General features: G+C 69.6%; 18 protein-coding genes. 8 read left to right on the top strand and 10 right to left on the bottom strand.

Annotated features, from left to right (window positions below; genetic code table 11):
• Positions 1–74: 74 nt before the first annotated feature.
• From AB0M63_RS11760 to AB0M63_RS11745, 4 genes are all read right to left on the bottom strand, one after another.
• Positions 75–1,118: a zinc-binding dehydrogenase gene (locus AB0M63_RS11760; protein WP_366019243.1), complete on the bottom strand. Its 1,044-nt coding sequence runs from the start codon at positions 1,116–1,118 to the stop codon at positions 75–77.
• A 53-nt stretch (positions 1,119–1,171) separates the two neighbouring features.
• A complete protein-coding gene (locus AB0M63_RS11755; protein ID WP_366019242.1) occupies positions 1,172–1,933 on the bottom strand; it encodes an SDR family oxidoreductase in 762 nt (253 codons plus the stop codon).
• Positions 1,934–2,188: 255 nt separating this feature from the next.
• Entirely contained in the window at positions 2,189–3,070 is an 882-nt protein-coding gene (locus AB0M63_RS11750; RefSeq protein WP_355923744.1) for a nuclear transport factor 2 family protein, read from the bottom strand.
• A gap of 432 nt (positions 3,071–3,502) precedes the next feature.
• Positions 3,503–6,232: an AAA family ATPase gene (locus AB0M63_RS11745; protein WP_366019476.1), complete on the bottom strand. Its 2,730-nt coding sequence runs from the start codon at positions 6,230–6,232 to the stop codon at positions 3,503–3,505.
• 433 nt (positions 6,233–6,665) lie between these two features.
• Here AB0M63_RS11745 and AB0M63_RS11740 point away from each other — a divergent pair, with 433 nt between their 5' ends.
• Positions 6,666–8,936: a LuxR C-terminal-related transcriptional regulator gene (locus AB0M63_RS11740; protein WP_366019241.1), complete on the top strand. Its 2,271-nt coding sequence runs from the start codon at positions 6,666–6,668 to the stop codon at positions 8,934–8,936.
• 157 nt (positions 8,937–9,093) lie between these two features.
• Here AB0M63_RS11740 and AB0M63_RS11735 read toward each other — a convergent pair whose 3' ends face one another.
• A complete protein-coding gene (locus tag AB0M63_RS11735; RefSeq protein WP_366019240.1) occupies positions 9,094–9,513 on the bottom strand; it encodes a hypothetical protein in 420 nt (139 codons plus the stop codon).
• Between the two features lie 265 nt (positions 9,514–9,778).
• Between AB0M63_RS11735 and AB0M63_RS11730 the strand changes: the two genes are divergently transcribed.
• The 7 genes from AB0M63_RS11730 (at position 9,779) to AB0M63_RS11700 (ending at position 17,416) form a co-directional block, all read left to right on the top strand.
• The gene (locus AB0M63_RS11730) at positions 9,779–10,849 is read left to right on the top strand and encodes a lipid-transfer protein (RefSeq protein ID WP_366019239.1); all 1,071 of its coding nucleotides are present in this window, start codon (positions 9,779–9,781) and stop codon (positions 10,847–10,849) included.
• Positions 10,846–11,307, top strand: a complete 462-nt coding sequence (locus AB0M63_RS11725) for an OB-fold domain-containing protein (RefSeq protein ID WP_366019238.1) — start codon at positions 10,846–10,848, stop codon at positions 11,305–11,307. The genes AB0M63_RS11730 and AB0M63_RS11725 overlap by 4 nt, the downstream gene beginning before the upstream one ends.
• A 177-nt stretch (positions 11,308–11,484) precedes the next feature.
• On the top strand, positions 11,485–12,243 hold the full coding sequence (locus AB0M63_RS11720) for an SDR family oxidoreductase (protein ID WP_366019237.1): 759 nt from the start codon (positions 11,485–11,487) through the stop codon (positions 12,241–12,243).
• Positions 12,244–12,371: 128 nt separating this feature from the next.
• Positions 12,372–13,259 (top strand): MBL fold metallo-hydrolase, encoded by an 888-nt coding sequence (locus AB0M63_RS11715; RefSeq protein WP_366019236.1) that lies wholly within the window; start codon positions 12,372–12,374, stop codon positions 13,257–13,259.
• Positions 13,260–14,039: 780 nt separating this feature from the next.
• On the top strand, positions 14,040–15,248 hold the full coding sequence (locus tag AB0M63_RS11710) for a sialidase family protein (RefSeq protein WP_355916954.1): 1,209 nt from the start codon (positions 14,040–14,042) through the stop codon (positions 15,246–15,248).
• A gap of 217 nt (positions 15,249–15,465) precedes the next feature.
• Positions 15,466–15,594 carry a hypothetical protein gene (locus AB0M63_RS11705; protein WP_366019235.1) on the top strand — a complete coding sequence of 43 codons (129 nt, stop codon included), beginning with the start codon at positions 15,466–15,468 and terminating at the stop codon, positions 15,592–15,594.
• A gap of 547 nt (positions 15,595–16,141) precedes the next feature.
• Positions 16,142–17,416 (top strand): sialidase family protein, encoded by a 1,275-nt coding sequence (locus AB0M63_RS11700; protein WP_366019234.1) that lies wholly within the window; start codon positions 16,142–16,144, stop codon positions 17,414–17,416.
• Positions 17,417–17,501: 85 nt separating this feature from the next.
• Here the strand turns inward: AB0M63_RS11700 and AB0M63_RS11695 are convergent, their stop codons facing one another.
• The 5 genes from AB0M63_RS11695 to AB0M63_RS11675 all read right to left on the bottom strand — a co-directional run bounded on the left by AB0M63_RS11695 (position 17,502) and on the right by AB0M63_RS11675 (position 22,484).
• On the bottom strand, positions 17,502–18,167 hold the full coding sequence (locus AB0M63_RS11695) for a response regulator transcription factor (protein WP_366019233.1): 666 nt from the start codon (positions 18,165–18,167) through the stop codon (positions 17,502–17,504).
• Entirely contained in the window at positions 18,164–19,420 is a 1,257-nt protein-coding gene (locus tag AB0M63_RS11690; RefSeq protein WP_366019232.1) for a histidine kinase, read from the bottom strand. The genes AB0M63_RS11695 and AB0M63_RS11690 overlap by 4 nt, the downstream gene beginning before the upstream one ends.
• A 181-nt stretch (positions 19,421–19,601) precedes the next feature.
• Positions 19,602–20,423: an ABC transporter permease gene (locus AB0M63_RS11685; RefSeq protein ID WP_366019231.1), complete on the bottom strand. Its 822-nt coding sequence runs from the start codon at positions 20,421–20,423 to the stop codon at positions 19,602–19,604.
• Entirely contained in the window at positions 20,423–21,343 is a 921-nt protein-coding gene (locus AB0M63_RS11680; protein ID WP_366019230.1) for an ABC transporter ATP-binding protein, read from the bottom strand. The genes AB0M63_RS11685 and AB0M63_RS11680 overlap by 1 nt, the downstream gene beginning before the upstream one ends.
• A gap of 148 nt (positions 21,344–21,491) precedes the next feature.
• Positions 21,492–22,484 carry a TAXI family TRAP transporter solute-binding subunit gene (locus tag AB0M63_RS11675; protein WP_366019229.1) on the bottom strand — a complete coding sequence of 331 codons (993 nt, stop codon included), beginning with the start codon at positions 22,482–22,484 and terminating at the stop codon, positions 21,492–21,494.
• Positions 22,485–22,516: the final 32 nt, after the last annotated feature.

Here is a 22,516-nt window from a genome sequence, read left to right as displayed (position 1 = left end):
AGGGAAAGGACAAGGGGAAGAGAGCAGAGGGAGATGCGACTGCCGGAACCCAGCACGTCTTCTGCCGTCCTGGGCTACTCGTCGAAGACGACGACGACCTTCTCCGCGGCGCCCGGCGTCAGCGTGAGCTCGAAGGCGCGGTCGGCCTCGGCGAACGGGACACGGTGGCTGATCAGCTTCTCGAAGCGCTCGTGGTGCTCCACGATCTCCGGGGTCACCTCGAAGATCTCCGTGGGGTAGCCCTGCGAGGCGATAAGGGTCAGTTCGCTGCGGAGCATGCCGCCCAGATCAATGTCGGCGCCCTTCTTCTGTACGGCGACCATGACCAGCTTGGCGCCCCACTTCGCAGAGTCGACGGCGGCCTGGAAGACGGCAGGAGCACCGGCCGCGTCGATGTAGATGTCGGTCCCTGCGCGCGGCTGGCCGAGGGCGTTGGCGGCCTGGCCGTGCAGTTCCGTCAGGCGCGCGGTGACGTCCTCCTCGGCCGAGTTGATCACCGCGTCCGCGCCGACGGCGAGCGCGGTGTCCAGACGGGACGGGATGACGTCGGCGACGACGACGTGCCCGACCCCGCGCAGCTTCAGCCAGATCGCCGCGCCCAGGCCGATCGGCCCGGCGCCGAAGACGACCACCTTGTCGGCGGGGGCCGCCTGGGAGCGGTTGACGGCGTGCCGGGCCACTGCCATCGGCTCGTTGAGGGCGGCGACGTCGAAGGGCACGGTGTCGGGGAAGACCGCGAGACTTTTGCCGACGACGGCGTTCTCGATGAGGAGGTACTCGCTCATTCCGCCGAACTTCCCGCCGCAGCCGATGAGCCCGGTCGGGGCGTCCTGCGGGTTGACGACCACACGGTCGCCCACCTTGAGGTCGGCGACCTCGGTGCCCACTTCGACGATCTCACCGGCCGGCTCGTGGCCCAGCGGCACGGGCACGAGGTCCCCGCCCAGATGCGCCATCGCCGGCATGCCGCCCATGTGGAGAAAGGTGACGTCGGTGCCGCAGATACCGCACGCACGGATCTTCAGCAGCACGTCCTTCGGACCGGGCACCGGCCGCTCGACATCGACTGTCTCGATCTTGCCGATGCCGCCGGTCTGCACGGACTTCATCGTGGCCATGAGGAGCTCTCTTTCTGAACCTTGCTGGGTACGGGGGAGGGGCAGACGGTTCGTCAGGCGGCGGACCAGCCCTCGTCGACGGGCAGGACGGTGCCGTTGATGTGGGCAGCCGCGTCGGAGGCGAGGAACACGATGGCGGCGGCCTGCTCCTCGACAGTGGCGACGCGGCCGGTACCGCCGAAGCGGGGAGCGAGAACGTTGTCACCGTGTGCCTTGGACACGGCGGCGCTCGGAAAGTCGGTACCGGTGCCGCCCGGGGCGATGGCGTTGGTACGGATGCCGACCCCGAGGTAGGTCACGGCGAGTGACCTGACCAGGCCGATGACGCCGTGCTTGGAGGCGGTGCAGGCGGCTCCGGCGATGCTTCCGCGCAGTCCGGCCTCGGCCGCGGTGAAGATGATCGCGCCCCGCCCCTCGGCCATCATGTGCGGCAACACGGCACGGGTCAGCAGGAACGGTGCCGTCAGGTTGACCTCGATGACGCGGTACCACTCGGCGTCGTCGGTCTCGCTGACGACCGACAACCGATCCATGATCGCCGCGGTGTGCACAAGGACGTCCACACCGCCGAAGGCTTCGACGGCGGTGTCGACGACCTGGTCCACGACCCGCTGATCGCTGAGGTCGCCGACCACGGAGAGGGCGGTTCCTCCCACCTCCGCGACCGCCTTGACGGTCTCTTCAGCCCCCGCCCGTCTCAGGTCCGCGACCAGCACGTACGCGCCCTCCCGCGCGAACCGCACGGCCGCGGCCCGGCCGGTGCCGGACCCGGCACCGGTGACGATCACGCTGCGCCCTGCAAGACCGGTGCTCATGACGGGTGCTCCTTCTTGTCCAAGTGGTTCTGGGCTGTTCCGTGCACGGGAGAGGCGGCCGGTTCCGTCAGGTCTCGGCGTCGTCGTTGATCTCGGACCCGGCGGCGGACGACATGCCCGTCCGCCGCCGGGTCCGGGGAGAGCGCCGGTCTCCGTCCCCACGGGGTCGGCGCTCCGGGGACGCCTCCGCTCACAGCGCCCCGGTCTGCTGGTCGGCAACGGCGTTGCCCGCCGTGGTGCGGGCCGGACGCCGAATCAGCCGAGCTTGATCTGGTCCGTGCCGTGGCCGATGTGCGCGACGACTAGCCCGCTGGCCGACACCTCGGCGTACTCGGCGGTGTGGTAGCGGAAGCTCTGTCCGGCGTTGGCGCCCTGGTGGGCCTCGACCGTCCACCGGAGCTCGTGGAAGAAGAACCAGTCGTCGAAGTGCCGGTTGACGACCTCGATCGAGCGGACGGAGTACGCCTCGTAGAAGGCTTCGAGGTGGGCCCGCAGGTCGTCCCTGGTGTGCATCTCGGGCAGGGTCCCGGAATGGGACACGTAGTCGCGCACACCCCCCTGGATCTCGGGGTGGGCCTTCTCGACGATCGTGTCGACATCGCCCTTGCGATACGCGTCGAGCAGGGATTCGTGCAGCCCGGCCACCGCGTACCGGCTGGCCAGAACCCCGTCGGCCGGGTCTCCCGGCATGCTGTCCTGCTGGGTCCTGCCCCAGAACAGCTCCCCGGTGATGCCCTCGGAGCCCATCGTCGGGAACAGCACGATGACCGGCCGCTCGCTCTCCTCACCGGTCGTTTTGAGGCGCCCGCGTCCACGGCCGCTGACGAAGGTGTACCAGGAGGTGTTGATCTCCGCCACGGGACGGATCGCCACCACGGCGGCGTATCGGTGCATGCCACGGTAGGACGCGGCGATCTCGTCGAACGTGGTGACGATGCGCTGCGTCGGAAGCTCCTTGCCCTCCTCGACCGACGGGCTGACGGTGTACGCGTAGGGGCCGCTCGGTGCCAGCGTCGCCAGGATGTCGTCGATGATGTCGACGTACTCGGCCCTGACGTGCTTCCAGGCGGTCTCCGAGGACTGCACCTGCAGATCCGATGCCGCGAGCAGGTCCTCGACCTTGGCCCTGTCTTTCATGGTCTTCCTTTCTGGGGGCGGGAAGCCCGAAGGTGTGAGAGTGGGGGAACTCTGTGCGCGAGGAGCCGCACGTCACCGGAACGGGGCAGAGGTTCGCTCGGGTGGGCAACTCCCCTTCGGGGCAGAGAAGTTGACAGCCAAGTCGGGGCCACGGGCTCGTCCGAGCGGCACGGGTCGGCCGACAGGCATGGGGATTCACGGGAGCGCAGGAGCAGTCGTCGTCAGGAGCGAACTGCCGCGCGGGCCGTTCCAGTCTTCACGGGCGCCCGCTTCGGAGTCGCGCCGTGCCGTGCTGTGTGTGGGGGTCTTACCTCCGTGCTGGTGTGCTGGTGTGCTGGAAGAGCTGTGAGGCGGATAGGGCGCCTCTGTGAGACATCCTGGTGGACTGGACCTCCTGGTCGGAGGGCACGGCCTCTTCCCGGGGGGAATCCCTCACGAACGCGGGAGGAACGCGGTGAGGCGGCCCTCCATGACGGCCAGCGCCAAGTCCAGCCGTGAGCGGCATCCCGTCTTGGCGAACACCTGGGTGAGGTTGTTCTCGACGGTCTTCTCACTCACCTGGATTTCCCTCGCGATCTGCCGGTTGGTCAGCCCCCGCCCGACCAGGGCGGCGATCGGCCCTTCGAGGCCGGACAGGGCTGCGGGGCCACTACGAGCGCTGTCGTCGCAGGTTGTCTGAGCCAGGCCGGACGCTCCCATCGACTCCGTCATCGGGGTTCGATGGAGGCTGTCGCCGAGACCTCGGGCGATGTCGTGGGCCTCGTGATGCCACGGACGTGGGTCGTCGGCCAGGAATGCGACGGTCATGCACGCCCGCAACAGTTCGCTCCGGCCGCCGTGCTCGCGCAGGACGTTCACTGCTTCGATCGCGCTGTCGGTGTCGCGCTCGGCGAAGGCGCGGGTGATGAGTGTGGCGGCCTTCAACTCCGTACCGCCCAGGTGGGAGTACCACTGTTCCGCCTCGTTACGCAGGCGGGGCAGCAGCTCCCGGCGACCGCCCTCCCCCCACTCGGTGAACGCGAGCCGGATGAGCAGTCGGCCGACGCCCACCACACTCCCCTCGGCGCTGCGTTCCGCAGACCTGTCGCAGAAGCTCCAGCCGAGTTTCCGGGCTCGCTCCCACTCCCCGGTCCGGTAGGCCAGTCCCATGGAGGCCCAGGCCCGCAGCGCGGGGAAAGGACAGTCGTGTCCTGCCGACTCCAACTCCAACCATGCGGCGCTGCCCTCGTAGTCGCCCATCGTCGAATGCACCTCTGCGGCGATCAGGCGGACGGCGTGGTGGACGGGGGTACAGGGAGGCCCTGCGAGTTCGAGTGTCCGGGCCCCGGACGGGATGCCGCCCCAGTTTCCGTCTCGGTAGTCCCGCATGATCCGGGTGTAGGCCGCCAGCGGGCCGGTGACCGGTTCGCCGTAGGTCGCCGTCCCGAGCACCTGCCCAAAGAGTGCCACCGGGTCGAAGCGGTCGCAGTCGGGGAGGTCGGTAGGGACCGTGTCGACTCCATCGGGATGGAGACAGGCGAAGGCGAGGTGGACCTGGCTGGTCCGGAGCGGCACCCGGCCGGTGAACCAGCCGTCGGCGAACTCCAGCGCGCTGCGGGTCTCCGGTCCGTTGGCCAGGGCTTCTCGTACCGGGACCGGCACCGGTCGCCCGGTGTGGACTGCGGCGAGCGCCGCGTACGCCGCGAGTTTCGCGTGCCGAGGACCTCCACCGGCGCGCGCTCCTTCGGCCACGGCCTCGGCGAGGCCCTCGTAGTCGCCCGTCCGCACCAGCAGCGGCAACAGGGCGGCCAGGATGCGGGAGTACGGGGTGCCACCGGGCTCGCAGTGACGCAGGGCGGCCCGGTATCGGCGTGCTGCCCGTTCGGGAAAGGTCCCGAGGGCCAGGCTGGCCTGGCCCTCCAGAAGCGGCACGACGGAGGGGATGGGCGGCAGCGCGCGGCCGGCGAGCACGATGTGGTCGGACGTCACCGCCGGGTCCGTTGCCGCTGTGCCGTCGGCGCGCAGGTGATGTTCGGCAAGGGCGCGGTGCACCTCGGCCGCCTCGTCCCGGGCCGGGCCGGGCAGTACGGCGGGGACCAGCGCGGGACAGGGGACGCGCAGTACCCCGTGGTCGTCGCACACGAGGGCTCCGACAGCGACAAGACGGTCCACGGTCCGGCCGCACGCCTCGATCGCGCGGCCGGTGGCCGCCGCGAAATCCGGCAGACCATCCATGGCGAAGCGGCCGGACAAGGCAGTGATCGCGAGCAGTTGCCTGCCGGTTGTGCCGCACTCCGCGACCTGCCGTATCAGGGCATGGTCGGCGGGCAGTCCCGGCCCGGTAGCGGGCTCGCGCAGACACAGGTGGCCCTGGAACCGTACGAGGTGGCCCTCGCGCCGCAGTGCCTCGAAGGTGTCCAGCACGGTGCCCGGGTTTCCGGCCAGTGGTCCCAGGGCGGCGCGCAGCGCGGGTGCCACGGCCTGGTCCAGCGGCTCCCGGGCGGCGACCGTCACCAGGGCGTCGATCTGGTCGTCCGGCAGTGGGCCCAGGTCGATGACACGATCCGCGAAGGTATGCGGCGAGGCCGAACCGGTCGGCCTGATGGCCCAACCGTCCTCGCGGTATGTCGCCACGACCGTGCAGCCGACGCGGTGGGCGGCGGCCACGACGAGCGCGGGGTCGGGGGCGGTGTGGAGATCGTCGATGAGTACGGCGCCGGGAGCGTCCTCGGTGAGATGCGCGAAAAGTCCCACCAGTTCGGAGAAGAGAGCGGATCGCGCGCGGGCCGAGCCGTAGCTTTCCGGCAGGCAGAGCCGGTTCACAGCGGCCATCGCGTCGGGCAGTGCGGAATTCCCGCTGTCGGGAAAGGAATCACTGAACGCTTTCACCACCGCTCGGGTGCCGAACAGGTCCCATCGCGGAATGGCGGCAGAACATTTGATCCGTACGATTCCCGGTCCGCGCCTGCGCCAGGTTCGGTGGACTTCCCGCAACAGTGTCGTTTTCCCCATGCCGGCCTGTCCGCGGACGATGAAGAGCAGCGGACGTCCGTATGCCTCGTCGAGGGCCGACAGTTCGGCTTCCCTGCCGGACACGGTCCGACCCCCTCTCGGTGCCACCGCTCCCGCCCTCCTCGCCCTCGTATCGGCTCTCTTCGCTGGACAGACGCGGCCGGTTAACATCTGGTTGAGCCCTGCCACCCTGCGAGGATCCATGCATACAGCGCATAGCGTCCCGCCTTACGCACGTGTCGCCGTCGATACCCTCGAAGCGATCCGAGCGCCCGGCTCCCCGAGACTCGTCGTGCTGAGTAGCCCTTCCGGTATGGAACTCGGTTCCGTTCTCGGTGAATTGTCGGCGCACGACAGGGTGTACGGGACAGAGTCCCTCGCCGCCGCCCCGGAGACAGTGCGCATTAACTTTGCCGATCCTTCACCTAAATTCCAGCTTTCCGACCACCTTCTCGGTTATTGGGCCGGAGACGGAAAGCGTGGACAGGTACTCGTACTCGAACATCTCCAGCATCTCTCCCCGGATGAACTGTTCTCGTTGGAAGGCTTGATCCGACAACTGGACGGGACGAACACACGATGTGTGGGTACCGTCACGCTTCCCGTGTCCCGGACGTCCCGGGCCGTGTTCGCCGCGGTGTTCGGCCGACTGCGGCAGGACGGGCTGGTGCACCACGTGAACCTGCGGCCCCTCTCGCTCCGCCGGCTCGGTGACATGATCGCGGCCGAGATCGAGGCCAGGGCAGAACCGACGCTGGTCTCCTGGCTGTGGCGCCTCACCCGGGGCTGGCCCGCCGCGGCCCGCGCGGTGCTGCGAACCGCCCGGGAGCAGGGAGTCGTCCGGGTGGTCGACCGGCATGCCTATCTCGTCGGCGGCGACTCCTGCACGCTCCCGTTCGTCATCGACCAACTGACACTGCCCGTCCGTGACACGGACGGGCCTCTCTGGGAGGTCGCCAAAGCGGTGGCCGTCCTCGGCCCGCTGGGCGAGGCTGTGCCAAGACTGACGGCCGAAGGCGTCTCCGTCACCGAGCAGGAGGCCCATGGCCTGCTCGCGCGGCTGGCGGAGGCCGGCGTACTGCGCCACCGCCGGTCGGATTCCGTTTGGGAGTACCGGCTACCGCTGGCCGGGGCCGCGGTCCGGGCCTCGCTCGGCCCCTACGAGCGGCGGAACCTGGCCCGGATCGCCGTGTCCGCGCTGTGGCAGGGCACCGCACGCTGCGCCGATCCCTCCTATCTCCCCGAGCAACTCGCGGCTGCGGGAAATCTGGTGGATCCGGAGCGGGCGAGAACCGAACTGATGGCCGCCACCAAGCGGTTGGCACACGACAACGGTGACAACGCGTACGACGACCACCGCGGCGCCCAATGGCTGCGGGCGGTCGCCGATCTGACCTCGGACCCGGTGGAGCGGCCCCGCCTGCTGCTGGAGCACGCGAAGATCTGCTTGGCGCAGGGCAGACCCGAGGAGGGCCTGAACTCCCTGCGGCTCGTGCAGCGGACCCACCGCGACCACCTGCGTCCGGACCAACTCCTCGACGTCTGCTTCGCCCACCTGACCGCTCTGTACCGGGCGGGCGAATTCACCACCCTGGAAAAGATCGCGGCCGACGGCTGGCTCCAGCGCCCCGGCCCGGAGGGGCCTCTGGAACGAGCCGTCACGCGGGGCTGTGCCCTGCTGCTGCTCGGCCGTTGGCATGAGGTCCGTGACCTGCTGGGGGCGGTCCGCCGACGCGACATGAGCGGACTGGTCGAGTGGAAGGCCGAATTCCTCACCGCGACGGCGGAGCTGTGGCTGGGCACCACCGAAGGGGCGGAGCGGAGCATCGCCACCTTGCCCGCCCGTCACCGTGCCGGCGGGGCGACCGCCGCCGAGGTGCACTGCCGGGTCGGCGAACTGCTGACGCTGGGCGAGATCCGCCGGGCCGAACGACTGCTCTCCGACACCGGGAGAAACCTGCGGCAACTGGGCCTGCCCAGCCGGATGCTCATCGCCCTCCACCAGGGGCGTCCGCGGGAAGCCATGGACCTGGCGCGCCGGAGTGCCATCACCGGCGTGCACACCTGCGACGCCATTCAGAGCGAGATGTATCACCACGCGGCGGTCCTGCTCGTGTACGGCGGCAGGTTCACCCGCGCCGGCGAACTTCTCGCGCTGGCCCGCGCCAGGCAGCCGATGCTGCCGCATCTGCTCACCTCCGCCCAGGCTCTGTGCGAGCTGGTCTGCAGGGAGGCCGAACGTGCGGAGCACCTGCTGCGTACGGCCGTGCACCGCGCCGAGTCGGACGGCGTGGTGGCGGGGACCGACCTGTTGTGGCTGCGGGTGGCCGACGCCGCGATGCACGCAGGACGACCCGAGGTCCTGAAGGAATGCCTGGCGAAGGCAACGGGAGTCGCTCACAGACTGGGTACCGAGCGGGCCGAGATGATCCGGCTCGTCCTGCACGCGGCCGTACACACCGACCACGGCGCGGGGCGGGCCGCGAGGCAGTTGGCCCAGCAACGGCAGCAGCCTCTGGAAGAGAGCGCCGTCCTGTACCAACTTATCCGCTCCGGCATGGGTGATCCGGCGATGCTGCGGGAGACCTACACCCTGCTCGGCGAATTCGACGCGCTGATGCCCCGGTTCTGGCTGCGCCTTCTCATGCGCTCGCGCGGAGTGGCGGTACCGGGCCGGCAGGCCACCGCAGAGGAGAACGAACGGCTGCTGGCCGTACTCGTCTCCGAGGGGCTGACGAACAAGCAGATCGCGAGGGTCCTCCGGACCAGTGAGAAGAGCGTCGAGGGCCGATTGTCGCGACTGTTCTCCCGCACGGGCCACGGCTCACGGGTCGAACTCGCGATGGCGATGCTTGCCGGCCGACTCCAACTGTAGAACGCGCAGTAGGCGTAGTCGCTGGCCGACCGGCGGGTTTGACGGGAGGTTGAGGTGCTGTTTCGCCCGAGCTCCCGCAAACGGCAGTCGGCCTCCCAGCGGATCGCCCCAATGCAGATCCTCGGTCGCGCCTCGACATCTCCATCCTGCCCACCCGTCAGGACGGCGCCATCGCGTCATCACCGTGGGAATTGACAGCGGCGACAAGCTCGGCGAACAGGGTGTCGTAGCTTGCGGCCCGTTGTTCGGCGATGTCGTGCGGAAGATAATCAGTGACCCAAATCAGACGTGCCCGTGCGCGATGATCCACCTCGACCCTCATCTCGGCCTGGTGATGCTCAGCCCCGTTGAGACCTGGAACCGTGTACGTCGCCCGCCGGTGCACCGGGTCGACCGACACATTCCGCTCCCAGACCTCCTGACCGTCGGCCAGCGTGACGACGCGATACTCCCCTTCCTGCCGCTCGGCCCGGCACAAGGAGAAAACATGCACCTCTGACCTGGTGTATCGCTCGATGAAGTCCCAAGCCGTATCGGCCGACACGTCGAGATCCGCGCTGCGGTAGATGCTGCTCAACAGATCGCCCTTCCGGAAGGTCGACGATCGCCATCGCAACGGATCAGCCCCGCCACGAGGCAGCCGCCGAAGACGTGCGGCACCGTTCCCACTGCCGTCAAAGGCTAGCCAGCAGAGCCGAGCAAGTATAGAAAAGTATCATCTATTCAGTTCGTTGATGAGCCTGCAGTACGGGCGCGGAGGTCGGATGGATACGCGTGAGGCAGCCCTCGTGGGAATCGGTCGGACGTCGTTCAGCACGGCTTCGGGCCGGACACCCTTGGCCATGGCTGCCGAAGCCGCGCGCGCCGCGCTCCACGATGCCGGGCTGCAGCCGGACGAGGTGGACGGCGTCATCGACTTCCACACCAACGACTCCGCATCGGCGGCCGACGTCGCACGAGCCATTGGCGCCTTCGACCTCGGGCTCGCGATGGACGTACACGGTGGGGGCAACGTCGCGGTCACTGTCGTGGGTCAGGCGTTCGCCGCGGTCCAGGCCGGTGTCTGTGAGGTGGCCGTCGTCTTCCGCTCCCTCCAGGGCAGGTCGGGCAACCGCTACGGGCGAGGAGAACGGCCCGCGTTGCCGATGAGGGGCGAGATGCAGTTCGCCGCCCTGAACGGGTTCGTCGTGCCGCCGATGTGGATCGCCATGTTCGCCCAGCGGCACAAGCACGTGTACGGCACCCGCGACGAGGACTTCGGACACATTGCCATCACCACCCGCAAGCACGCCGCGGCCAATCCCCACGCCATGCAGCGACAGCTGATCGACATGGACGACTACCTGTCCGCCCGCTGGATATGCGAGCCGTTCCGCCTCTACGACTGCTGTCTGGAGACCGACGGCGCGGTGGCCCTCGTGGTCACGACGCTGGAGCGCGCCAGGTCGCTGCGGCATGACCCGATCAGGATCGTGGGCTTCGGCGAGGCCCACACCCACGGTGGTTCCTGGACGAACTTCCCCGATCTGTCCGAGATGTACTCCGCCTACGCTTCCAAGCGTCTCTGGCCGAGTACCGGTCTGCGTCCCGCGGACATGGACATCGCCTGCATGTACGACTGCTTTACCGGCACCGTGATGGCCACGGTTGAGGACTTCGGACTGTGCCCGAAGGGCGAGGTCGGTGCGTTCTTCGGCGAGGGCCGGGCCACCTACGGAGGCGACGTCGTCGTGAACCCGCACGGTGGTCTGCTCTCCGAGGGTTATCTGCACGGCCTAAACCATCACTACGAGGCGGTCCTCCAGTTACGCGGCGACGCCGGCGACCGGCAGGTCCCCGATGCCCGTCACGCTCTCGTCACCGCCGGGGCCGGCCCGGCGGGCGGCGCCCTGGTCTACGAGGCGTCGCGATGAGCCGGACCGAGCCGACCCCGGCGGTCCCGGCACCGCCGGCACCGCTGATCGACACGGACAGCGCCGGGTTCTGGGAGGCCACGCGCGAGGGACGCGTCGCATTGTGTCGCTGTTCGGACTGCGGCGTCTGGTTGGCCAGACCACTCGAACGCTGCAATCGCTGTGGCGGACCGACGTCGTTCACCGATGTCACCGGTAGCGGCACCATCTACAGCTTCATCGTGGTCCGTCACGGCAGCGTGCCGGCGTTCGCGTCTCTGCTTCCCTATGTCCTCGCCCTCGTGGAGTTCGACGAGGGGCCACGGTTGCCGGGGATCCTGCTCGACGAGCAGGGGCCAGGGGTGGCCGTCGGCCAACGCGTACGCGCGGAGTTGACACAGTTCACCGGCGCCGTAGAGCGAGCCGTCACCTACCGCCGCGTGAACGACGGCGAGCAGCCCTCAGTGCCCGATGCGTGACGAGGCCGATGTGCGGCGGGTTGCGGGAGCGGTTCACAGATCCCGATCGGCGTCGGCGACCCGGCTCTCGGAGTTGCCAGGGAGGCGTCGCTGGGACAGGTGAGTGGCGGGGCGAGCCACCGGTCGGCGCGTGGCGTTTCGGAAGAAGCGTGAGGAACAGACGAACAGGAGCGGTGGATGTCCGACGGCGAGTTCCAGGGCCGGGTCGCGGTGATCACTGGGGGCGCCCGGGGGCTGGGCCGCGCGTTCGGCGCCGCGTTGGTGGCGCGGGGCGCGCACGTGGTTCTCGCCGACATCGACGGCACCGAAGCGGCGTCCGCCGCCGCGGAGTTCAGAGCGCGGGGCGGCAGCGCCACCGGGACGGCCTGCGACGTGGCCGACGAGGAAGGCGTCGCGGCGATGGTGGACGGGATCGTCGAACAGCACGGTGGTATCGACCTCCTCGTCAACAACGCCGGTCTGCACGGGGCCGCGTACTACCAGCCGTTCGCGCAGCTCGGGATCGCGAAGGTCCGAAGGCTGTTCGACGTCAACGTCATGGGCGTCGTCATCTGTTCGCTCGCGGCGAGGGAGGCCATGAGCGGGCGGGCCGACGCCACGATCGTCAACATCTCGTCGTCCGCAGCCTATGCGAACCGTAATGCCTACGCCGTGTCCAAGCTGGCCGTCCGTGGCCTGACCATGTCGTTCGCGCGCGAGTTCGCGGGCGACGGAATCCGGGTGAACGCGATAGCGCCCGGGCTCGTCTTCACCGACACGATCCGGACCGAACTGCCTCGTGCTGAGGTCGAGCGCGCGCTGGGCCAGCAGATCGTCCAACGCGAGGGCACGGAGCGGGACATCGTCGGGACCCTGCTCTACCTGGCCTCGCCGAAGGCATCCTTTCTCACAGGGGAGACGCTGCGTGTGACAGGCGGCTTCGGACTCTCGGTCTAGTACGTCCAGTACTCCAGCCGTGCTTCCCTGTTGTCCTGGTCAACGCGCCTGCTCCGAGTCCAGCACGACCCCGGAGTCGCTACGACCCCGGATCCGTCACGCACAGTACTCACCGAGGGGATGACGACATGCGGACACTCAGCCTGGGCCACACCCTGGTCGACCGGGTTCACGAGCACACCCTTCCGGTCTCCCTCACCTTCCTGACCGGCGACGAGGCTTTCATCGCGCGGCGTGTGGATCCGCTGCCCAGCGGGTTCCTGGACCGTGCGACGATGAACTTCCAGTTCTCCAACCACAGTTGGGTGCTGCGGGTGGACGGTCGCACGGTACTGGTCGACCCGTGCACCGGTAACGGCCGTACGGGCAGAGGGCCTTACTTCGACGGACTGGACGTGCCCTATCTGGATCGGCTCGCGGCGGCAGGTGTGTCGCCCGAGTCGGTCGACATCGTCTTCTGCACCCACCTTCACCACGACCACTGCGGCTGGAACACCCGGTGGAGCGAGGGGAGTTGGGTGCCGACCTTCCCCAACGCGGAGTACGTGTTCGCAGCGGAGGAGTACCTGCGGTGGGACACGGCCGGGCCGCCGCACTCCAACGACTTCAACCCCAACGTGTTCGACGAGTGCGTGCGGCCGGTGGCCGAAGCGGGCCTGGCGAAGGTCGTTCCGCTGCCGTTCAAGATCTCGCCGAGCCTGACCGTCGAACACGCACCGGGCCACACGGTCGGTCACGCGGTGCTGCGGCTCAACTCCGGTGGCGTACGGGCCTACTTCACCGGAGACGCTTTCCACCACCCGGTCCAGTTGACCCGTCCCGAACTGCACCTGCGTGGCTGCGACGACCTGGAGACGGCCGTCGCCACCCGGCGCGCACTCGTGCGACGGGCGCTCGACGAGGACGCGTTCCTCTTTCCCGCCCACTTCCCTGCACCGCACTACGGCCGACTCGCCCTCGACGGCGACGAGGTCTGCTTCGTGCCGGGCGGTGCGGGCCACACCGAGGCCGGCTGACCGACGGGCCGTCTCTTCGCCGGCCCGCGCGACGATGGTCCGGCGGTTCTCGCGTCAAGGCACCACCGGAACCTGCGGGTTCGCGGGCATCGTTCAAGAGCGGGTCCAGCCGATCGCGGGCAGCGCGTCCGCCGAACCACATGGTCCCTCTCACGGGTCCGCTCACCACCAGGAGCGTGTTGAAGCCGCAGCCGTGGTCGCGGAGAAAAGTGGCACCGTATTCCGGGCGGCACCGTCCCGGCCCCATCCTGATCCGTCGATCCGCAGCGTGCGCACCCTGCCACCAGCACCGACGGGAAGCTGGTACACGTCAACAGCCGAGGTCTGGTCCTTGAGTGCGTCTCGCACCACTCAGGCAGGGGTTTCCTGACTGTGCCGGTCACCGGGAAAGGCGCCACCCCGACAGGACACCCGTCGCTACTCTTCCGCATTCGCGGCTTTCCCGCCTTCGAGGGAGCAGGCATGAGAACACCGCACGGGCCGTTCCGGTCACTGCGCACGGGCCCACAGTTACCCGAACCAACCGGAACAGAGCGTCGCGCGGTCGGCGCGCAGAGCCCGTCGGCGACCGGTAAGACAGGACGGATACGACAGACAGGACGGACAGGCGCGGTGGCGTCGGGAAGATCGTTCCACGTGCGGGTGAGGAGAGGGGCGAGAGTTCTCGGCTCCAGCCTGATCGCTGCTGTGGTCGCGATACCGCTCCTCGTATCCAGCGCGCAGGCAAGTCCGGCCGGCGGCGGCCCCGGGGCCTCGTCGCGCGCCATCCGTGAGGTCGACGTGACCGCCGGCACGCCGGACCGGGCGAACGGTCAGCCGGTGGTCGAGGTCAACCCCAGGAACCCCGACAACCTGGTGTACGCGTCGACGGACGACATCGCCAGCGGCGGCACCCTCGTGAGGGTGGACTGCTACGCCGCGTTCTCGACCAACGGCGGCAGGACATGGACCCGCACGGCCTGGCCGGCCAGTGATCGGCCTCAGTGCGGCGACCCGTACCTGGCCGTCGACTCGAAGGGGATCTTCTACCTCGCCTGGAACGAGCTGGCTTGCCCCGACAACCCGAACGGACCGGTCACCGGTACCTGCAACGGGGTCCCCAACGCATTAGGCGTCGCCAGGTCGACCGACGGTGGCCGCACCTGGTCAGACGCCGTCAACACGCCGGCAGCACGCGCCGGCACTCCCCGGCTGAGGGTGGACACGGTCACCGACGCCGTCTATGCGGTGGGCGCGAGCCCGGTGGGGGTGCCCGGACCCACCGTCGTCACGGTCAGCAGGGATCACGGTCTGACCTGGAGCCCGATCGAGGAACTCCCGCAGCAGCCTTTCGGCAACCAGATCGCCGTCCACAGCGGTGTACTCGCCACCGCGACCGCCGAGGCGATCGTGAACGGGAACTCGGTCGCACCCATAAACGCCGTGTTCCAGGTGAGCCGCGACGACGGGAAGACCTTCACGTCCTTCCCGCTCACCGACAGCCAGGGAAGCGTGGTGGCACCTCCCTCGGGCGACCTGGTGCCGGACCTGAGGTTCCTGACGTCGGACCCGATGCCCTGGGTCTCCGCCGATCCCACCAGGACCAACCGGTTCGCGCTCATGCTGCCCCGCGGTGACAACCTGGAGGTGTACGTCACCAACAACGCGGGCCGCACCTGGACCGGTCCGACCGTGGTAGCGGCACCGGGTGCGTCGAAGCCCTGGATCGACTTCGGACCCAAGGGATCGCTCGGAATCATGTGGCGGCATGTGGCCGACGGGCTTGTCGACACCTACTCCACCGTCTCCTTCGACGGCGGGAGGTCCTTCCCCCGCACCGTGAAGGTCAACCGGACGAGCGAGCCGTACGCCTTCGTCGGCACCGGGGGTGACGAGTGGTCGCGGATCCTCATCCACGGCAAGTACGCCTACGTCTCCTGGGCGGACGCGCGCGACGGTGGGGACATCGACGGCATCGTCGCCCGGGTTCCCCTGTCGGCCTATCGCTGAGTTCACCCGATCCGTGGTGATCCGCAGCACCACCACGGGGACTTGAGCGAGCCGAAGCCCGTCGGCTCCGGGACACCGGACCGCATCTCCTTCCGGGGAGATGCGGTTTGGTGCGTCACCGGACACCCTCCTGGCCCGCCTGCCGTGATAGAGCGGTCGCGCATCGGTCCGTCCACTGAACCGTTCCGGAGGGCACCGCGTTGCCGGGACCGCGGACGTGTCCGCCCGGTGCGACGAGCATCCGCGGTGCGCGACCGGCCCGCTGGACACCTCCGCACGCGAGCTGTCCCTGACGGACGGTGCCGTGCGCTTCGGCGACGAGGTGCGGGACGTGGCCGGCCCTTAGCCGCATAGAGCGACAGGCAGCAATGGCCGATCCGGCCACCACTTGCCGCGACTTTGAACTCTACCGCCAGTTTCGAGGAAATTAACCGTAAATGAGGGATTCGCTCGACGGAATGGTACTGCGGTACCACTCCGTCGGAAAAATTGTCTCCCGTGGTCCCACGGGCACGGCGCCGGGTCTCCCTAGCCTAAGCGGGCCGGATCACAACGAAGCGAAGAGAAGCCAGTTTACCGCCTGTCGCAGTCGATTTTGCCTTTTAGTAATGGAACGAGTCCTTGACTCTGGGACCACAGGCGAGAACCCGACGTCAGCGGACCGGGCAGGGAACAGGCGTCCCCGAGCGATGTTCGTGAGAGTTGGCCGATCCTGCGGCCACCGGGTCGATATCAGTCCGACCGATATCGGTCCCGTACCGCAGAGGGCAAAGAATTCTGTTCTACCGGACGTGGAAATCGAGGATCACATGGTGCTGTTCAGAAGTTCATCCGCGACATTAAGCGCGGCGGCATTCTCCGCACTGTTCCTGCTGTCTGGAACATCTACCGCCGTGGCCGCGCCGACCGGCGCGGGCTATGCAGCCATTCACGAAGTCGACGTCACCAACATGCCGGCCACCAAAGAGGGCCAGCCGACGGTCGCCGTCAACCCCAGGAATCCGAAGAACCTCGTCTTCGTCTCGACGATCTTCCCGCCCTCGCCGGGGCTTGAGCCGATCGACGGCGGGTGTTTCCTCGCCTACTCCAACGACAGAGGCGACACCTGGACCCAGGTCGCGTGGCCGCTGGGCACGGCGGCGCCCAAGTGCGGTGAGCCGAGCGTGCAGTTCGACGCGAAGGGCACCGTGTACGTGGACAACAACCAGGTCAGCTCGGGCCTGGACGCGAACCTGGTGAACCACAACCAGGTCGCGAAGTCCACGGACGGCGGCAGGACCTGGACCGACCCGGTGTCCACACCGCTGCTCCTCGGCGGTGCCCCCAAGATGCGGGTGGACGCCGCGACCGGCAAGGTCTACGCGGTCGCCGGCGCGGCCTGGGAGTACCCGAGCGCGGTCTCCGTCAGCGCCGACGGCGGCAGGACCTTCAGCACCGACTCACGGGTGATCCCGGGCCCGATGCCCTGCATCGAGGTGGCACCGGGCATCCCCCTCGTCTGCGGCTACCCCGGGCGCGAGATCGCCGTCTACGGCGGGATCCTCGTCTCCGCCTCCCAGGAGGCGGGGCAGCCGGTGAACTTCCACGTCAGCCGCGACGACGGCAGGACATGGACGAACACCACCCTCAAGGACGGCCAGGGAAACCCGGTCGCGGCGGGCACCGGATCCCTGGTGCCGGTTCCGGCACTGGGCGCGGCTGCCGACCCCGTCCCGTGGGTCGCCGCCGACACCTCCCACCGCGGCCGGTTCGCCGTCATGGTCCCCCGGGACTCCAACACCCTCGACGTCTACGTCACCCCGGACGCCGGCAAGACCTGGACCGGACCGGCGACCATCTCCGCGACGGGCGCCCTGCGGCCGGCCATCGACTTCGGCGCCAACGGTGACCTGGGAGTCATGTGGCGGACCACCACGGGCGACGCGTTCTCGGCCGTCTCGTTCGACCACGGACGCTCGTTCAGCGCCCCGGTGCAGGTCAACCACGTGACCGAGCCGGTCGGCGAGACAGGCCCTCCCGGTGACCGCTGGTCGGGAATCACGCTCACCGACAAGTACGCCTACGTCACCTGGGCCGACGGGCGGAACAACTCCTCACTCGACTCGATCATCAGCCGGGTGCCGCTGAAGCTGTACAAGAAGGAGACCGCCTCGACGTCGACCAACTGAGACACGAAGCCTGACGCACGGCAGAGTGCCGCCGAGTCACCTCGACGGCACACTGTCATGTCTACGACATAGCAGGGTGCGGTGCTCACTGCCGGGGCGTGACCAGTCCCGCGTCGTAGGCGATGATCACTGCCTGGATACGGTCCCGGGCGCCGAGCTTGGCCAGCACCCGGCCCACGTGCTTCTTCACCGTGGACTCGGTCAGCACGAACCGCTCGGCGATCTCGGCGTTCGTCCAGCCCGTACCGATGGCTACGAGCACCTCGTGCTCGCGTTCGGTGAGCGCCGCCAACCGCGGGTCTGCACGCGGCCCCGCGTCGGGCGCCAGGACGTCGTGGGCGTGGGCGTCGAGCAGACGGCGGGTGAGCCGGGACGACACGACGGCGTCGCCGGTCGCGACCGCCTGGATCCCGGCAAGGAGTTCCGCCGGCTTGACGTCCTTGAGCAGGAAGCCACTGGCCCCGGCGCGCAGACCGGCGTAGGCGTACTCGTCGAGGTCGAACGTGGTCAGGATGAGCACACGGGTACGGCCGCCGGCCGCCACGATCCGCCGGGTGGCCTCGATGCCGTCGAGACCGGGCATCCGTACGTCCATCAGGACCACGTCGGGGCTCAGTTCGGCCGCCATGCGCACGGCCTGCGCCCCGTTGTCGGCCTCGCCGACGACGCTCACGCCGGGGGAGCCGTCGAGCAGCATCCGGAAGCCCATGCGGGGCAGCGGCTGGTCGTCGGCGATCAGGATCGTGGTCATGGCGTGGTCTCTCCGGAGGTGGCCGGGGCGGACGGATCGAGCAGGACGTCGACGATCCATCCCTGGCCGTCGTCGCGTGGGCCGATGGTCGCGGTGCCGTCGTAGAGCGCGGCCCGCTGGCGGATGCCGACCAGGCCGTGCCCACTGTCCCGGCGGGGAGGCATGGAGGGTCTCCGTGAGAGCGAACCGGTGTCGGCGATCCGGACGCGCAGCAGCCCGTCCTCGACCGCGACCGTGACGTCGGCCGTGGCACCGGGGCCGACGTGTTTGAGGGTGTTGGTCAGGGCTTCCTGCACCACGCGGAACACCGTGAGCTGCACTCCGCGGCCCAGCGCGTCGACCGGGCCGACGGTGCGGTACGCCACCGGCAGGCCGGCCGCCCGGACCCGGTCGAGCAGGGTTTCCAGGTCCCGGACACCCGGCTGCGGGGACCGAGGGGTGTTCCCGGGCTCCTCCTGCTCTGCGGAGTCGCGCAACACCCCCAGCACGCGCCGGAGTTCGTCCATCGCCTGCCGGCCGGTGTCTCCGATGAGATGGAGCGCCTGCTCGGTGCGGCCGGGTTCGCGGGTGGTGAGCACGGCGGCGCCGTCGGCGAGGTTGACCATGACCGACAGGTTGTGGCCGACGATGTCGTGCATCTCCCGGGCGATCCGCGAACGCTCCGCCGCCGCCGTCAGCCGGACGCGCTGGTCGCGTTCGACCTCCAGCCGCGCGGCCCGGTCCCGGAGCGCCGACAGGTACAGCCGGCTGATCCGGACGGTCAGGCCCAGGGCCACGGCCCCGACGCCCGTACCGACGGACAGGACGAGGAAGGCCACCGGACTGTCCGTCGGGATCACGGTGACCACGAGCAGCACCCACCCGGTCACGGTGACCGGCAACGCCCAGCAGATCGCGCGGGGCGAGGCGTGCAGGGCGAGGTCGAACAGGGCGATCAGGAGCACGGCGGCGGCTGCGGGCCCCAGACCCAGCGACCACATGACCGGACAGACCAAGAGGCAGGCCACGAAGACCGCGGCGGGACGACGGCGCCGCCACCACAGCGGCACGATCAGCACAGCGGCGATACTCAGCACCACACCGACAGGCAGCCCGCCACCGACCGGGCGCGACACTGGATGCCCGGGGCTGTGCACCAGCAGATCCGGCGGCGCGGCGGCGATGACGAAAATCACCATGGCGGTGTCGAGGAGCCACGGACGCCGCCGGTCGGCCGCCCGCAGCCGGCCCAGCACCCGCATCAGCAGTCGCATTACGGGGTGCGCCCAGACGGCCTCGGCCCCCGGGCCGACAGGTGTCCGCCCGGGGGGCAGCCCGGGCGAGGGCGACGCCTGCGCTGCCGGAACCGACCCGGGCGGGCGGGATGCCGCCCCCGCCCGGCCCGAGTGACCCGGCCTTGTGTGATCCATCGGTTCCATCCTCGCGGACGCGACCTCAGACGTCACTGCGGCGCAGCCGGTAGGCGGCACCGGCCAGCAGCAATAGGGCCCACACCAGCAGCGCCGTGAAACCCGCCCCCGGACTGACCAGCGAGTCGCTGGACTCGTGCAGGGTCATCACCGACTGGCCCGCGTTGCTGGGCAGATACCGGCTGACGGTGTCCCCCAGCGAACTGGGGAGTAGCCCGGTCAGACCGGGCAGGACCAGCACGACACCGGCCAGGATCGCGATACCCCCGGCGTTGTTGCGCACCAGCAGGCCGACCGTCACGCCGTACACACCGACCAGACCCAGATACACGCCCGCTCCCAGCAGACACCGGAAGACCCCGGCGTCCCCAAGGGACAGGGCGATCTTCTCGCCGTGCAGGGCAGCGCTCCCGACCAGGAACGAGACCAGGGCGCCGACGGTGGACGTGACCAACGCGATCGGACCGTAGACCGCGCACTTCGCCCACAGCACGGGCAGCCGGCCCGGCACCGCAGCGAATGTCGAGCGGACCATGCCCGTGCTGTACTCACCCGCCGACAGCAGGACACCCAGCGCGCCGACGGCCAGGGCCGCGAGGTTGGTACCGGCCAGCGCCAGGGTCAGTGCCGCACCGGAGTCCGCGTCCTTGCCGCCCAGCGGGCCGTCCGGACTGTAGAGGGCGGCGGCGATCGCCCCGATCGCGACCAGGAAGAGCACGGCGACCCCCAGCGTGATCCAGCTGGAGCGCAGCGACCAGAACTTGGACCACTCGGACCGGACCACCCCTCGGCCGGTCACACGATATGCCGGACGCACCGGTGGGGTGGTGATAGTGCTCGTGCTCATCAGGCGGCCCTCCCCACGTCGCTGCTCTGGTACTCGACCGCGTCCTGCGTCAGATGCATGAACGCCTCCTCCAACGACACCGACTCGGCAGCCAGTTCGTAGAGCGGCACCCGGTGCTCGGCGGCCACCTCCCCGATCCGCCGCGTGTCCAGGCCGGAGACCACCAGCCGCTCGGCGCCCGTCGAGGTCACCGTGACACCGGGGGCGGCCAGCAGCGAGCGCAGCCGCGCGGGTTCACCGGTGGCCACCCGCACCCCCTTGTCCGCCGACGCCTCCACCAGCGCGTCGACGGTCGTCTCGGCCAGCAGCCGGCCCCGGCCAACAACCACCAGCCGGTCGGCGGTCTGCGCCATCTCGCTCATCAGATGCGAGGACAGCATCACCGTGCGCCCCTCGGCCGCCAGCCCGCGCAGCAACTCCCTCACCCAGCGCACACCTTCGGGATCAAGCCCGTTCACCGGCTCGTCCAGCATCACCACCGCCGGGTCACCCAGCAGCGCGGCGGCGATGCCCAGCCGCTGCCCCATCCCCAGCGAGAACGCCCCCACCCGCTTGTGCGCCACCGCGTGCAGACCGGCGAGGTCGATGACCTCCTCCACCCGCCGCTTCGGCACGCCATGGGTGTACGCCAACGCCATCAGGTGGTTGAACGCCGAGCGACCCGGATGCACGGCCTTCGCCTCCAGCAGCACCCCCAACTCCTGCAAGGGGGCGCGGTGTTGGGCGTAGGGCTTGCCGTTGACCAGGGCCGTGCCGCCGGTCGGCGCGTCCAGGCCGACGATCATCCGCATGGTGGTGGACTTGCCGGCCCCGTTCGGCCCCAGGAACCCGGTCACCCGCCCCGGCGGCGCGGTGAAACTCAGCCCGTCCACCGCCGTCCTGTCCCCGTACCGCTTGGTGAGTTCATGAACTTCGATCACGGTGGTGCTCCCCGCTTCCGTCCGGCCCGGCATCCGACCGGGTCACTGCTTCGAGGCTAGGAGCGGCTACGGCACGACCCGTGGACCCGGAGGCCACAATCACCGTTGGTGACTGGTACCGCGGTACACCGCCAAGGTCGTCCGGGCTTCAGCCGTGCAGCGTGCGGTACGCCGCGACCGCCCCTGGGTGCAGAGGGATGGCACCCGTCCCGATGAGACTGCGGACGTCGAGGAACTGGGTACCGACGGCGTTGCGGGGAACGAGGTCGGTCGCGCGCTGGACCAGCAGGCGGGTGATCGCCTCGGCCACGCCGCGGGGCAGCTCGGGGCGGCACACCAGCAGGTTGGACACCCCGATGGTGGCGACTCCACCCGCCGCCCGGTACGCGCCCTGCGGCAGGGAGACCTCTTCCAGGCCCGAGGCCGCCTGGCCGCCCGGTCCGCCGAGCCGGGGCAGCAGGCCGGCCAGCGGCAGGAACCGCAGACCGAACCGGTCGTCGAGGTCGGACAGAACCGGCAGCGGTACGCCGCCCGCCACCAGCAGAGCATCGGCCGAGCCGGTCCGCAGGGCGTCGGCCGCGTCGGCCAGCGGAAGATGGCGTACGGCGACCTCGGTGCCCGGCGACAGACCCGCGGCGTGCAAGAGCTGTTCGCCGAGCACGGCCGCGCCCGAACCGGCAGCGCCGAGCGACACGGTGTGTCCGGCCAGGTCGGCCACCGTACGCACGCTCGAATCGGCGCGGACGACGAACTGGAGGTAGGTCTCGTACAGCCTGCCGATCGCGCGCAGGGGAACGGGGTTCGGGAAGAGGGCGGTTCCCTGGGCCGCCCGCGCGGTGTCGGTGAGGACGAGCGCGAGGTCGGCACGGCGGTCGCGGAGCAGTTCGATGTTGGTGAGGCTGCCCGGGGTGGTGCGGACGCGGCAGCTCAGGCGGGGGTACGCAGCCGTGAGTTCGGCGGCGAGGAGGCGGCCGAAAGCCTCGTAGAACGCCGTGGGTTCTCCGGTCGCGAAGCGCAGGACACCGCTCGGTCCGGGCCGCTGGCCGGAGGCGTCGCCGTTGAGCGCGCCCCCGAGGACGGCGGCGGTCGTCGCGCCGAGTGCGGCGTGGAGAAGGGTGCGGCGGTCGAGAGGGCGGGTCATCGTGTGCCGCCGCGCGGATCACGGCAGGCCGC

Source organism: Streptomyces sp. NPDC051576, assembly GCF_040681835.1.
In the GTDB taxonomy this organism is placed as follows: Bacteria; Actinomycetota; Actinomycetes; order Streptomycetales; family Streptomycetaceae; genus Streptomyces.
This window is presented reverse-complemented; position numbering and strand designations above follow the sequence as displayed.

What these genes read in the sequence shown, in the direction of transcription:
- AB0M63_RS11720 (WP_366019237.1), top strand. Translation starts at nt 11,485, where the DNA reads ATGTCCGACGGCGAGTTCCAGGGCCGGGTCGCGGTGATCACTGGGGGC.
- AB0M63_RS11695 (WP_366019233.1), bottom strand. Translation starts at nt 18,167, where the DNA reads ATGACCACGATCCTGATCGCCGACGACCAGCCGCTGCCCCGCATGGGC.
- AB0M63_RS11685 (WP_366019231.1), bottom strand. Translation starts at nt 20,423, where the DNA reads ATGAGCACGAGCACTATCACCACCCCACCGGTGCGTCCGGCATATCGT.
- AB0M63_RS11750 (WP_355923744.1), bottom strand. Translation starts at nt 3,070, where the DNA reads ATGAAAGACAGGGCCAAGGTCGAGGACCTGCTCGCGGCATCGGATCTG.
- AB0M63_RS11745 (WP_366019476.1), bottom strand. Translation starts at nt 6,232, where the DNA reads ATGTTAACCGGCCGCGTCTGTCCAGCGAAGAGAGCCGATACGAGGGCG.
- AB0M63_RS11760 (WP_366019243.1), bottom strand. Translation starts at nt 1,118, where the DNA reads ATGGCCACGATGAAGTCCGTGCAGACCGGCGGCATCGGCAAGATCGAG.
- AB0M63_RS11715 (WP_366019236.1), top strand. Translation starts at nt 12,372, where the DNA reads ATGCGGACACTCAGCCTGGGCCACACCCTGGTCGACCGGGTTCACGAG.
- AB0M63_RS11690 (WP_366019232.1), bottom strand. Translation starts at nt 19,420, where the DNA reads ATGCGACTGCTGATGCGGGTGCTGGGCCGGCTGCGGGCGGCCGACCGG.
- AB0M63_RS11755 (WP_366019242.1), bottom strand. Translation starts at nt 1,933, where the DNA reads ATGAGCACCGGTCTTGCAGGGCGCAGCGTGATCGTCACCGGTGCCGGG.
- AB0M63_RS11730 (WP_366019239.1), top strand. Translation starts at nt 9,779, where the DNA reads ATGGCTGCCGAAGCCGCGCGCGCCGCGCTCCACGATGCCGGGCTGCAG.
- AB0M63_RS11675 (WP_366019229.1), bottom strand. Translation starts at nt 22,484, where the DNA reads ATGACCCGCCCTCTCGACCGCCGCACCCTTCTCCACGCCGCACTCGGC.
- AB0M63_RS11725 (WP_366019238.1), top strand. Translation starts at nt 10,846, where the DNA reads ATGAGCCGGACCGAGCCGACCCCGGCGGTCCCGGCACCGCCGGCACCG.